This is a genomic window from Achromobacter sp. UMC46, from assembly GCF_014170335.1.
Classification (GTDB): domain Bacteria; phylum Pseudomonadota; class Gammaproteobacteria; order Burkholderiales; family Burkholderiaceae_B; genus Achromobacter.
Map to the genome: position 1 here is coordinate 1 of NZ_LZZS01000006.1, position 13,066 is coordinate 13,066.

The 13,066-nt window shown below is 65.6% G+C and carries 11 protein-coding genes; 7 read left to right on the top strand and 4 right to left on the bottom strand.

What is annotated here, in order from left to right; all coding sequences use genetic code 11:
* Positions 1-1,288: ParB/Srx family N-terminal domain-containing protein (locus tag A9973_RS10875; RefSeq protein ID WP_370539476.1), on the top strand; the 1,288-nt coding region annotated here is incomplete at its 5' end.
* 14 nt (positions 1,289-1,302) lie between these two features.
* Here A9973_RS10875 and A9973_RS10880 read toward each other — a convergent pair.
* Complete coding sequence (locus A9973_RS10880; protein ID WP_183013800.1) at positions 1,303-1,908, bottom strand: glutathione S-transferase family protein; 606 nt, start codon at positions 1,906-1,908, stop codon at positions 1,303-1,305.
* Positions 1,909-2,028: 120 nt separating this feature from the next.
* Between A9973_RS10880 and A9973_RS10885 the strand changes: the two genes are divergently transcribed.
* Entirely contained in the window at positions 2,029-3,021 is a 993-nt protein-coding gene (locus tag A9973_RS10885) for a YafY family protein (RefSeq protein ID WP_183013801.1), read from the top strand.
* Positions 3,022-3,152: 131 nt separating this feature from the next.
* On the top strand, positions 3,153-3,599 hold the full coding sequence (gene gvpU / locus A9973_RS10890; RefSeq protein WP_183013802.1) for a gas vesicle accessory protein GvpU: 447 nt from the start codon (positions 3,153-3,155) through the stop codon (positions 3,597-3,599).
* A 62-nt stretch (positions 3,600-3,661) separates the two neighbouring features.
* Here the strand turns inward: gvpU and A9973_RS10895 are convergent, their stop codons facing one another.
* Positions 3,662-4,459, bottom strand: a complete 798-nt coding sequence (locus A9973_RS10895; RefSeq protein WP_183013803.1) for a hypothetical protein — start codon at positions 4,457-4,459, stop codon at positions 3,662-3,664.
* 292 nt (positions 4,460-4,751) lie between these two features.
* On the opposite strand from A9973_RS10895, the gene A9973_RS10900 reads away from it, so the two are divergent.
* The 3 genes from A9973_RS10900 to A9973_RS10910 are packed head-to-tail and all read left to right on the top strand — an operon-like array spanning position 4,752 to position 8,612.
* Entirely contained in the window at positions 4,752-7,586 is a 2,835-nt protein-coding gene (locus A9973_RS10900; RefSeq protein WP_370539477.1) for an ATP-binding protein, read from the top strand.
* A 2-nt stretch (positions 7,587-7,588) separates the two neighbouring features.
* Positions 7,589-7,906: an Hpt domain-containing protein gene (locus A9973_RS10905; RefSeq protein ID WP_255469120.1), complete on the top strand. Its 318-nt coding sequence runs from the start codon at positions 7,589-7,591 to the stop codon at positions 7,904-7,906.
* A gap of 55 nt (positions 7,907-7,961) precedes the next feature.
* Positions 7,962-8,612 (top strand): response regulator, encoded by a 651-nt coding sequence (locus A9973_RS10910; RefSeq protein WP_183013805.1) that lies wholly within the window; start codon positions 7,962-7,964, stop codon positions 8,610-8,612.
* 31 nt (positions 8,613-8,643) lie between these two features.
* On the opposite strand, the gene A9973_RS10915 is transcribed toward A9973_RS10910, so the two are convergent.
* Positions 8,644-9,750, bottom strand: a complete 1,107-nt coding sequence (locus tag A9973_RS10915) for a BamA/TamA family outer membrane protein (RefSeq protein WP_255469121.1) — start codon at positions 9,748-9,750, stop codon at positions 8,644-8,646.
* A gap of 313 nt (positions 9,751-10,063) precedes the next feature.
* Here A9973_RS10915 and A9973_RS10920 point away from each other — a divergent pair, with 313 nt between their 5' ends.
* Positions 10,064-10,759, top strand: coding sequence for a pentapeptide repeat-containing protein (locus tag A9973_RS10920; RefSeq protein ID WP_183013807.1), 696 nt, complete (start codon positions 10,064-10,066; stop codon positions 10,757-10,759).
* 63 nt (positions 10,760-10,822) lie between these two features.
* On the opposite strand, the gene A9973_RS10925 is transcribed toward A9973_RS10920, so the two are convergent.
* Positions 10,823-13,060: a phosphocholine-specific phospholipase C gene (locus A9973_RS10925; protein ID WP_183013808.1), complete on the bottom strand. Its 2,238-nt coding sequence runs from the start codon at positions 13,058-13,060 to the stop codon at positions 10,823-10,825.
* Positions 13,061-13,066: the final 6 nt, after the last annotated feature.

Here is a 13,066-nt window from a genome sequence, read left to right on the forward strand (position 1 = left end):
CCTTCCCCACCGCCCGCTCCTGCGCCTGCTGGCCGCGGCCCTGCTGCCGCTGGCCCTGGCCGCCTGCAATGGCAATGGCGATGACGACGATGACACGCCAGCCGTCGCGCCCCCACCCGTAGTCGTCGATCCGGCGCCGGAAGTCGAAACGCCTGCGCGCAACACCGCCTATCTGAAGGCCAAGGCCGGCGACGTCATCCAGGTTCGCATCGAAGAGCTGCGCCCCACCCAGGCCGCCATCGGCTACGACCAGATCTTCTACAAGCTGGGCCGCTGGCAGGGCGACTTCAACCGGTCCACCTGGGCGGCCGACGCGGCCTTGCAGCTGGACTACCTGGACCGCACTGTCGGCAAGAAATTCGACGACTACTGCGAAGACATGGGCGGTACCGAGCGCGCGCAGAAATTCGCGGACATCGCCGCGGCCCGCGCCGCGCGCCTGGACCAGCCGGCCACCTTCGCCTGCAAGGACGCGCCGGGTACGCATACCGAAAACCTGAAGACCGTCGTGGTCGGCTGGGACGGCAACCTGTACCTGACCGACGGCCACCACACGTTCTCGTCCTTGCGCACGATTTTCGACGGCGGCCCCAAGTTGCCGGTCTGGGTGAAGGTCGACGCCAACTACAGCGACGTGGCCACCGCCGCCGCATTCTGGCAACGCATGGTCGACGAGCGCCGCGCCTGGTTGCGCGACGGTCAGAACCAGCCCATCACCGTTGACCAGTTGCCCAGCCGCCTGGGCATGGCCAGCGCCGACGAGGCCGGCGGCATGCAGGAAGACCGCTACCGCTCGCTGGTCTATTACACCCGCGACGTCGCCTACAAGAACGGCAGCCTGCCGGAGTTCGCGGAATTCCTGTGGGGCGACTGGCTGCGCCGCCAGGCCGCCGCAAGCCAGTTGCCCGCGCTTGACCAGTACAAGATGCAGGCGCCCGCCACGCCCGCGCAGATCCTGGCGGCCAGCTCGTTCAATGCGACGCTGGCGCCCGGCGGCGCGAACGACAGCTACGCCGCCGCCGTGCGCGACGCGTCGTTGAAGATGGGTGCCCTGGCTGCTACGGACATCGTTTTCGACGATCGCACGGCCGCGAGCCTGGGCGGCATCCCCTTGACGGCGAACGTCGCCGCAGGCGTCTCCGTCAAAGGGTCACGAGACACGCTGGACGAGCTGGCCCGCAACGACGTCAAGAGCGATGGCACGCCGCGCAATGCCGGCAAGCTGTGGTTCGCCGTCAACTACCGCGCTTGCGGCAAGCCCGCGGCAGGAACCTGCTGGGGCTGGTAGGACGGCTTGCCGTCCTAGGCGGCGATCTGCATGGACGGCCGGGCGTTGACCCGGTCGCACCATGCCTGCACATGCGGGTGATTCTGCACGGCGCCCATGAAGGCGCTGTACCCGACCACCGATCCGACGACCAGGTCAGCCAGCGAATACGTCGCACCCAGAATCCAGGGACGCTGGGACAAATGGCCGTCCAACACGGCCAGCAGCCCATCCATATCCTCCAGGGCGATCTCGGCCTGCCGCGCATCGCGACGCGTGTCGTCCCCGTAGGCCGCGTGATACGCCCGCCCCAGCACTGCGCCATACGACACATAGCTCCACGCGCACCATGACATCGCCAGCAAGCGCTCCGGCGTGTTCGGCGCCGGCCAAAGCCCGGCGTCGACGCCATAGCGTTCGCCGAGCCACAACTGAATCGCCAGGGACTCGAACATCGGCGCGCCATCCACCGTCAGCGTCGGCACCTTGCCGTTGGGGTTTAGCGCCAGGAATTCCGGACGGCGCTGCTCGCCCGCTTCAAGATCGACCACGACGCGCTCGTGGGGCACGCCCAGTTCGGTCAAGGCGCAGGCAATGGGGAGTGCGCTGGACTTGGGATGCCAGTAAAGGACGACGGACATGGGCAAATCTCCTATTCATCTGCAGAAAGCTTCGTCCGCGGCGGAATGCCACGGTCAGCAGGCGCCACTGTAAAAGCCATTGCGGACAGATTCCGCCCTCGATTCGCGTTATCGTAGGCGATGCTTACCGCCAGCAATCGCCTGCTCCGCCTGCTCTCGCTGCTGCAAACCCGCCGCCACTGGGCGGGCGCCGACCTTGCCGAGACGTTGGCCATCCACCCGCGCACCCTGCGACGCGACATCGATCGGCTGCGCGAGCTGGGCTATCCCATCCAGGCCAGTAGCGGCGTGGCGGGCGGCTATGCCTTCCGCGCGGGCCACGCGTTGCCGCCGCTGCTGCTGGACGACGACGAAGCCCTGGCGGTGGCCATCACGTTGCGCACGGCGGCCACCGGGTCGGTAGGGGGCATCGAGGAGTCCGCGCTACGTGCGCTGGTGAAGCTTGAACAGGTCATGCCCACGCGCCTGCGGCGCCGGGTGGAAGCATTGAAATCGGTCATTGTTCCCATAGACCGTGGCGGCCCCACTGTCGACGCGGGCTTGCTCGCCACGCTGGCCGCCGCCTGCCGCGACCAGTTCCTGATCGAGTTTGGCTACACCGACATCCGTGGACGTACCAGCCGCCGGCATGTCGAGCCGCACGGCATGGCGCACACGGCACAACGCTGGTATCTGGTGGCATGGGATCCGGCTCGCGACGACTGGCGCACATTCCGCATCGACCGCATCGCGGGCGCGCCGCGCGTCGGCAACCATTTCACGCCACGCCCGCCGCCCGAAGGCGGAGACTTGCGGGCGTTCGTCTCACGGTCGATCAACTTGGCGCCCTATGCCACCCAGGCGCAAATCATCCTGTATGCGCCACTGCGGGTCATGGCGCAGAAGCTTGCCGAATCCGCCAGCCAGCTTCAGCCCCTGGACGATGCGCGCTGCCTGCTGCAATGCGGCGCCGATTCGCTGGATTCCCTGGCGTATTGGCTGATGACGCTGGATGTCGATTTTCATGTGCTCGCGCCTGCCGCGCTGCAAGACCGCCTGAAGGCCGTAGCGCAGCGCCTCGCACGCAGTGTCGAGCGCGCAGAAGGCGGTGCCGTCCGCAGCGCGGCACGCTAACGCCGGACCACCCGCGCGGATGGCGCGGTCTGACCCCCGATCCTGCCGCTTTTCGCGCTATTAAGATCGGTGTATTTTTCACGCGCTTCGAGTATCTTGTGGCTCTTTCCGCCCTTTTCGAGACCCGAACAATGAGCATCGATTCCCTCTCCGTCCAGGACAAGTCCGCCGCCCCCGGCGCCGACGCCTTTCTGCAATTCCTGGTCAACCTGGTGAACAACGGGAGCCAGATCGAAAGCATCGGCGTAACGTTGCAGATGGGGGGCATGATGGTGTCGGGCTCGATCGTGTCGGGCGCGGAATACTTCGACCGCTTCGCCGCCAGCTTCACGAATTCGCTCAGCACGGTCGACGCGGAGACCCGCGCCAGCGTGCATACGTCGTTGGCCGAATTGGGCGACGTATTCCGCGTGCCGCAGCCCGCCGACCCGCTGCCCAACTACATCCACCTTGCCGACGCGCTGTTCTTCGCGGCCGACGGGTCGCCTGTCGCCGGGCAGCCCACGCTGTGGCGCGGCCGCACCAGCGCGGTGGACGGCTTCATCCTGGGCCGCATGCAGTCCGACACGGCAAGCTGAACCGCCACGGGCAATAGCGCCATGGCCGCCCGAATCCCGATTCGGGCGGCCATGGCGCCACGTCAGCTGGCATAGCGCGTCGTACAGGCAAGGAATGACCGCCACGCGCCGCTATCGGCTTGCAGCCAGGTATCCAGGCATTCGGGGCTGAGCGGCGCGGACATCGCGGCACCGCGGAACAGCAGATTGCTATGCAGGCGCATCCATGCGAAATCGCGGATATCGTCCACACCGCTTGCGACCACTTGCAGGTTGGCGCTCCAGGCGCGCTCCATCAGGGTGAAGAACCTTCCCTGCAGCGGACGGTCTTCGGACAAGCCCAGGGGTATTTGCACTTGCAGCCCTTCGGCGCGCAACAGCCCGTATTCGGATGCGACGCCATTGATGAGGCTGGGCACCAGGCGCACGCGCAGACGAGGCAAGAAGTCCGGATAGCGCGTCAGGACGTCCGCGCGCTTGGACAGCCTGCCGCTAAGCGGCAGCGTGAACGTGATGCGTGATGCCGCGACCGTCAGGGGCGCGATACCGTCGTGGCAAGCCTGCTTGTTGACCCATATCGCTTCGTTGACCAGCCCGATGCCGAGTTCGACGCACAGGCGTTCCGCCAGGCATCCTGCGGCATTCACGTCCAGCGCGTGTTCGAACGACAGTTCGATCGGGGCGTTGAACCGCTTGAAGAACGCCACGCCGGCCTGTAGCCCGGCCCCTCCTCCGGAAGACCTCAGCCCGTTCCACAGGGATGCCCGGCTGCGCCCCAGCACCGCGTATTCGTGGAGTTGGCCTTGCGCCGTGAAGACGGGCTGAAAGCGCAGTAGAACGGATGCGTCCTGCAGCGGCCAGGATCGGGCGTCATCCTTCATGGGTCAAAGTCATTCTGTTCTCGATTAGCGTCTGGCCGCGGCACAACGGCGGCTGCACAGCACGTGAACCGGCCGCGTTGCGGCATCGTGGAGGAATCCGAGTCAGGAGTTCCAGGTCGTGCCAATACTGCCCACGCCTGCTCAACAAATGAACAAGAAAGTTCTTAAAGCGGCAGGCCAGACGATCCATGTCAAACCGGAGCGCGCCTGCGTACGCGAGTCAAGTCACGTCACCGCCCCCCCGTTCACTTTGAGATTCTTCTTATTCCTCTGGTAAGCAGGTGTTTCTATCATGGGAGCAATGCTGGTAGAAGACCGCGGCGCTCTCGCCCTTGAACCTCAGGCCGCGCCGCGCGCGGCTTCCTTGCTGCTGCATTTCCTTGCGGTGGCTTTGCTCGCGTGCATCGCCGCGGGCGCCACGCTCTACCTGTACTGGGCCTTCAACGACGTCGTGTCCACCTACCGCCGCCACATGAATGCGGCCGCCTACGATGCGCAGCAGTTCTTCGACCAGCGCGAGGCGCTGCTCCGGTCCGTTTCGGCATCCGCCGTGCGCAACAACGGCTCCCGATTCATGGAAGAAGCGCTTGCCCGCGCAGGTGCGGCCCCGCAGATCGAGGTCTTGCCGCTGCAATCGACGCCGGGCGCCTACGACTGGGCGCTGGTGCTGACTCACCGCGACCTGCAACGCGTGGCGCTGGCCAGCACCAAAGTGGTCTACAGTTCGCCCCGCGATGCCAGCGCGCTGCGCGTATCCGCCCGCGACCCGCTTACCCTGTCCCCGATCTCCACGGATATCCAGGAATGGCTGACGCGCACCCTGACCAATATCGATATCCGCCCGGCCACCCACGGGCAGTCCCGGATCATCTGGCTGCACCCGCCGCAAGACACGGCCAAGCGGCTCTTCCTGTTCACGCCGCTGGACCCCGGCGAACCCGAAGCGGGCTGGATCGGCCTGGAAGTCCGGGGCGTCGAATCCGCCGTGAACATGCCCCGGGCGGGCGCAGGCAACTACGTGCTGTTCGACGAGCGCAGCCGTCCCGTGCTGCATAGCCCGGGCGGGACGGCCGCCGACCGCACGCTGGCCCACACCACGCGCGAGGACGCCTTCGGCCTGCAGGGCCAAGGGTGGATCCCCGACTATCTGGTGCTGAGCAAATCAGTGGGGGAAGACGGGTGGCGGCTGGTGTATTACACGCCGTTCCTGCGCGTGCTGCAGGACAACGCCGTCGCCTTGCAGACGGCGGCCTTCGCGTCCCTGCTGCTGACCATCGCCGTGGTCCTGCAGGTGCGCTACATCCGCCGCCAGCTCGTCCTGCCCGCGTTGCGCCAATACGAAGCCCTGGCCGACAGCGTATCGCTCAATCAGAAGCTGATCGAGGTCGCGCCGGTAGGCCTTTGCCTGCTGCGCCGCACCGACGGCGCCCTCGTGCTGTCCAACGACATGGCACGGCGCTGGTTCCGCGGCACGCCGGGCTGGCGGGCCGAAATCCTGTCCCGCGACGGCAACGAGACCACCCGCGAGTACAAGCTTGGCGACGGCCGCAGCGCTTACCTGACGTTCGCCCCCACCACCTATCGCGGCGAAGCCGTGGTGCTTTGCGGCATCAGCGATATCTCGCCGTTAAAGCGCGTGGAGCAATCGCTGCTGCAGGCCAAGCGCGACGCGGAAGCCGCCAACGAGGCCAAGACCGTCTTTCTCACCACGATGAGCCACGAGATCCGGACACCACTCTATGGCATTCTCGGCACGCTCGAATTGTTCTCGCTGACCTCGGTCAGCGGCCAGCAGGCGCAATACCTCGAGACCATTCAGCAGTCGTCGGCAAGCTTGCTTCGCACCATCAACGACACATTGGACATCTCCCGCATCGAAGCGGGCCATACGGCACTGCAATGCGCCCCGTTCTCTCCGGTCGAACTCATGAACAACGTCGTGGCCAGCTTTGCCGCGCGCGCGCATGCCAAGGGCTTGCGCGCCTATGCCGTCGCCGACCCCGACTCCCCAGCGGCGGTCATCGGCGACGCCACCCGAATCCGCCAAATCCTCGACAACCTTGTCAGCAACGCCATCAAGTTCACGGAATCCGGCCAGATCGTGTTGCGCCTGAAGCTTGACGGCAGCGATCTCGAAGGCGCCGACCTGAGTTTCCAGGTGGCGGACACCGGCCCCGGCATCGCTTCTGCACACCAGAGCCGACTATTCGACCCTTACTATCAGATTGCGGCTGACGGCCCGGCAGCGTTGCCTGGAACCGGATTGGGCCTGTCCATCTGCCGCCGCCTTGCTGAGATGATGGACGGCCAGCTCAATGCCGTCAGCGAATCCGGCCTTGGCACGAGCGTCACATTCGAAGTCCGTCTGCCGCATGCCCCGGACGCACCCGAACCGGCCTCCCCCCGCCTGGAGGGCACGGCGGTGTATGTACTGGGCGCGGTGCCCGAAATCGTCAACAACCTATGCGAGTGGCTACGCCGCTGGGGCGCGGTGGCGTTGCCCTATCCCGCAGGCGGCGCCACGCCGCCGTGTCCCGGCGTGCTGGTGCACGCGTGGCCGCACGCGTCACGGCGCGGCCAATGGCGCGAGCCCCAAGTCATCATCCACCCCCCAGGCCTGCCCGCGCAGGGTGAAGACAGCCCCAGCACCTGGTTCGCCAACGCCTATAGCCTGGCCAGCATCCGCCACGCCGTCCTCCTGGCGCAAAGCGGTTCTGTCCGCAGCCTGACGCCTGACGCCAAGACGCCGATCGACACCTTGAATCTGCGGGTGCTCGTCACCGAAGACAACCCCATCAGCCAGTTGATCCTGCGCGAACAACTGGAGCACCTGGGCTGCGCCGTCGTCTTGGCGGGCAATGGCGAAGAAGCGCTGAACCTGCCCGACCTGATGCGCTTCGATGCCGTGCTGACCGACCTGAACATGCCCCGGCTGGACGGCTACACGTTCACTCGGCGTTTGCGCCAGCGCGGTTATGCGGGCCCTATCCTCGGCATCACCGCGAACGCCTTTCCCGATGAGCAGCGGCGCGGCATGGAAGCCGGCATGACCTGTTTGCTGGTCAAGCCCCTGGCGCTGGACGCATTGCGCCAAACCCTGCAATCCATCAAGACCATTCCGAACTGACAATGCAATCTGCTTGCCGTGCCACGAAAGGGAACGGACATTCGTTTCGATGCGCCGCCGGGCTTCGACCGGTGTTCCTGGAAACCATGAACAGCGATCTGGCGGCATTGGAGCAATCGATCGCAAGGCGGGACGTGCAGGCGGCGCGGCACACCCTGCATCGCATGCGAGGCGCGCTGTCCATGGTAAAAATGACCGCGCTATCGGCTGACCTCGAATTCGTCGAATCCAGGCTCTGCCGCCAGGGCTGGGGCGCGCAGGTGTCCCGGAAGGCCCGCAGCCTGGTGCAGGCGCTTCGGAAATTCTTGGTTCAAGTGTGAACCGTGGCGCAAAATGATTCCGATGCTCTACCCGTTCATTTCACAGCCCCCTCGCATGGAACGAATCAGAATAGTTCTTGCCGACGACCATCCGCTGGTGCTGATGGCCATGCGCGACCTGCTCGAAAAAGAGCTCAGCTTCGAGATCGCCGCGACACTGGCCAGCCCGACGGCGCTGATCGAGCATCTGCGCCGCGACCTGCCTGACGTGGTCATCACCGACTATTCGATGCCGGGCGACGAGACCTATGGCGACGGCATCCGTCTGGTCAAGTACCTGACACGGCACTTTTCCGGCGCGCAGGTCGTCGTGCTGACGATGGTGTCCAACCCCATGATCATTTCGGCCCTGTATGACACGGGCGTATCCGCCGTGGTGCTCAAGCGCGACCATCTGGGCGAAATCGTGACGGCCCTGCAGACGCTGCGCGCCGGCCGCACGTACTATCCGCCGGATTTTCAAGGCGAAGGCACCACGGATTCACGCACCAAATTCATCGGCGAACGCATCAACAGCCTGTCGCCCAAGGAATTTGAAGTGCTGCGCCATTTCGTCCAGGGCGAATCCATGATGCAGGTCGCCGAAACGCTCCAGCGCAGCGTGAAGACCGTCAGCGGACAAAAAATCTCGGCCATGCGAAAGCTGAACGTCCGGACTGACCAGGAGCTCGTGGCGTTTTGCGTCGAAATCGGAATCTTCCAATAGCTTTTGCGGACGCATGCACCCGCCCCCCGCTTCAACGCCAGGCGCTGCCCACCTGGATGTAGAACGCGTTCTGGTCCTTGCTGTGCGCCACGTCTATCCCGACCGACAACCCCATCTTCCTGGCGATCAGGTAGCGGAAGCCCGTGCCCACGCTGACGACCGTGGAGGCCTCATTGAACGAGTGCCAGCGGCCATAGGCCTTGCCCAGGCCCGTGAACCCAAGCAACGACCAGCGGGGCGTGACGTTCCAGCGCAGTTCCAGTTCGGTCGCCAATGCGGTCTTGTCCTGATAGCGGCCTCGGGACACGCCGCGCAGGTCGATAGAGGGCTGGGCGTAGAACGGCACCGCGCCGCTGGTCGTCTGGCCATCCGCGCGCACGCCCAGGTTCCATTTCGGATTCAGCGGGATCCAGGTGTAGCCGCGGGCGCGATAGGTCTCGAACGACTGCGAACTGCCCAGCCAGCCGCGCGCGAACTGCGCTTCCAGCTCCGCGTAGCTGCCCTTGGTGGGGTAGAACATGTTGTCGCGGTTGTCGTAGTCCACCACCAGGCCCAGCTTGCCGATGCGCCGCTGCTGGTCGGCCGTATTGAGCTCGGAAGCGGCCTCGCCGGTAAAGCGCGTATCGGAATTGAAGTAGGTGTAGCGCGGCCCGATATACCAGCGCGAGTCGCCCACCCGGGCCAGCAGTTGCTGCACCAGGAACGTGCCCTTCAATTCATAGCTGCGGCCGCGGTTCAACAGGCCGTAGTAGTCCAGGTTCATTCGCCCCTGCGCAAGCGCGCCCAGGTAGCGGTATCGATCGCCGCCCCAGGTATGGAAGTGGAACAGGCCGCCAAAGCGGCTGCCGTTCTCGGTCAGCGCGCCGCCGACGCCCGTGACGTTGGGCGGCGCCAACGTGCCGCGTTCTTCCTGGGCTTTGCGCTCGGCATCGGCCAGCGATTCGGAGAAGTACAACAGCATCAGCCCGCCGCCGTAGCCCACCGCCGGCTCCGTGATGATGGCGGGCACCGGCATGACGCCTTTGCGATGCAGCAGGAAATCGCTGATGTCGAACGCGCCGTCTTCCGGGTCTTTGAACGATGAGGAATCCGCGGCAACGGCATTGAACGCCAGCCCCAGGGCTGCGATAGCCGCCATTGCCGCCATGGCGGCGGACGCGCGCCGATGGCGTGGCGCCTTGAGGACCGCTGTCCGGGAAACTGCTGGCGAACGGTTTACCGGGACCTCGCATTGCACGAGCATAGGCTGTTCCTTCCGACTCGATTCGACTTGCGTGAACAGGGTGAAGAGAACTTGCGACCTGCGAACTAGCAGACAAGACAGTATCGAAATGGAAGGCATTCGACAAGTCGCGGAAACGGGCCAAACAGGATTGGGTATCCTAGAGGCCGCCCCGGCGCGCGTGGAGCATTCCGGCCCCGCCCCGGCGCATCAAACCGAGAGTTCAGGCATGACGCAAGACACAATTGAAACCGTGACCGACCTAGAGATTGACCGCAAGGCGATGGAGGCCTTGATCGAAGGCGCGGCGGGCCGTCCGCTGTCGTTCCAGGACTGCGATTTCCAGGATGCCGATTTTTCGCGCCTGGACTTGCGCGGCGCGCAGTTCACGGCCTGCGCCATTGCAGGCGCCTCGTTCCAGGGCGCCACGCTGGCCGACACGTCGTGGGTGCGTTGCCGCGGCGGACAAGCCAATTTCGCGTCGGCCGATGCCAGCGATGCCGTGTTCCAGAATTGCGACCTGAACAACGCCAACTGGCGCCGGGCCCGGTTGGCGGCCGCCACGTTCCAAGGCTGCAAACTGACTGGTTCCGATTTCGACGGCGTCGCCTGCCTGGGCTGGACCGTGGAGGAATGCCTGCTGGTGGGCGCGCTGCTGCGCGGCGTGTCGTTCCGCAAGTCCAACATCATGCAGCTGGACTTCTCGGACGCCGACCTGGCGGGCAGCGATTTCCGCGACACCGTGTTCCATGGCGGCAGCCTGCGCAACGCGAATCTGAAGAACGTCCGCTTCGAGGGCGCCGACCTGCGTGAAGTGGACTTGAGCGGCATCGACCTGACGGTTGCCGCGCGCCTGGCTGGCGCCACCATTTCCAAAGCGCAGGCCGCCGTGCTGCTGGCCGAGTTGCGCATCAGCGTGATCTGAGGCGCCGGCCATGGGCTACCGCCTGACAGCAATCGCCCATAGCGCCCCAGGTGCGGCCTTTGCCTACTCGCCCGACCCCATCGCCGGATCGCTCACCGTGTGCTTGCCGGTCTCGACGCGGCCCGCAAAGCGACGGTAGTAAGCGGGATCGCTTGCGCAGGTGACGGCAAAGTCATACCACTGCGCACTGCCCTCCAACGACCAGTGCAGCGACGCCGTCGCCTTGCCCGCCACCGTCTGGCGCCACGGCCCGTCCTGGCGATACGCCATGGCGGTCACCGTGAAGTCGGCGGCCTTGGCGCCGGCGTTCATCAGTTCGGCGTAGACGTCGCCATTGGCGATGTCGTAACAGACCCGGATCTCGGGCGCGACCTCCGCATCGGCGATGCGGCTGGTGTCGCCCTTGAAGTGGCGGTGCAGGCCATTGGGGCCCAGTACCCACAGGTCGTAGCGGCCCAGATTGTCCCGGAACGCGTTCCAGGCATCCGACAGCGACTTCTCCGCTTCCACGACATACCGGCGCGGGACGCGGGACAGGTTCAACCGGTCATAGACATGGAAGACCGCCGCCTGCTTGCCCGTGTTCGAAAACAGCAGTTCGACCATGCCTTCGGCGCTGCAACGCGCGCTGACATGCAGCTCGTAGGGCAGCGCCCGCGACGGGCGCGTGCCGCTGGCCTGGACGGGCAGCTGCATGTCGGTCGGCAAGGGCATGGCGGGCAGGGCCTCCTGCGCGCTGCGCAACTGGTCAGCGGCGCTACGGGTGCTGCGCCCGGCCAGGGTCGGCAGCGTTTCGGTATTCGGCGTCTGGAAGTTGAAGGCGCTGGTCAGGTCGCCACAGACGGCGCGGCGGTACGGACTGATATTGGGTTCCTTGACCCCGAAGCGGGTCTCCAGGAAACGCAGCACCGAGGTATGGTCGAACACCTGCGAATTGACCCAGCCTCCGCGGCTCCAGGGTGAAATCACGAACAAAGGCACGCGCGGGCCGGGGCCATAGACCCGGCCGTCCGGCGCGGGCTGGCTGCGGCTGCCCGCTGGCGCGGCATGCGAGAAATACTCGAACGCCATGTCGATATCGCTCAGGGTCGACTTGCCCGCCTTGGGCAGGCCCGAATCGGGCGACGGCGCCGACGGGGACGGCACGTGGTCGAAGTAGCCGTCGTTCTCGTCGAAGTTCACCAGCACCACCGTCTTGCTCCAGACCTCGGGCACGGCGGTCAGGGCGTCCAGCACTTCCTGCAGGAACCAGGCGCCTTGCACCGGACTGGACGGGCCGGGATGCTCGCAATAGATCGACGGCGCGTTCATCCAGCTGACCTGCGGCAGCTTGCCTTCGCGGATGTCGCGCTTGAAGGCGTCCAGATAGTTCTCGGGCGCGGTGCCCGGCAAGGTGTTGGCGATGCCCTTGTACAGCGGGTTGCGCGCATTGTCGGTCGCGGCATCGTAGGCATGGTAGGGCAGCGCCTGGCCGGTGTTGGCGTATGGCACGCCCGGCTCGCCGCCGCTGGACACCGGAAAGCCCGACGCGATGTTCGCGCGGCGGAAATTCTGGAACGCGCCCAGCATGTTGTCGCCCCATTCGTCCGGCATGTTCTGGTACGAGATCCAGCTGACACCGGCGGCTTCCAACCGTTCGGCGTAGGTCGTCCAGGTGTAGCCCCGGTTCTGGGTGGCGGCTTGCCCGTCGATCCAATCCCATTCGTTGTTGACGAACGACGCGCCGCCTGCCGAGGCGCCATTGGTGCCCGTCAAGTGGAAGGACCGGTTGGCGTCGGTGCCGGTATGCATCGAACAGTGATAGGCGTCGCACAACGTAAAGGCGTTGGCCAGCGCGAACTGGAACGGGATTTCGCGCTCTTTGAAATAGCCCATCGAAATATCGGTCTTCTCGGCGGGCCACCGCGTCATGCGGCCGTGGTCCCAGGCGGCCTGGCTGTCCACCCAGGTATGGTGCGCGCCGTCCGCGCGCTGCGCGTTGTTGGCGCTGCCGTCCAGATGGTAGGGCGTCAGCACGGCGCCGTTGGCGCGTTCCTGCTGCCAGACTTTGCGCCCGTTGGCCAACGGGATCGTGAAGCGGTCGCCAAAGCCGCGCACGCCTTTGAGCGTGCCGAAGTAGTGGTCGAACGAGCGGTTCTCCTGCATCAGGATGATGACGTGTTCCACATCGGTGATGGTGCCGGTGGCATTGTTGGCCGGAATGGCCAGTGCGCGGCGGATGCTGGGCGGGAACGCGGCCAACGCGGCCGCGGCAAAGCCCGCGCCCGTGGTGGTCTGCAGGAAGTTGCGGCGAGAGGTCATGTTCGG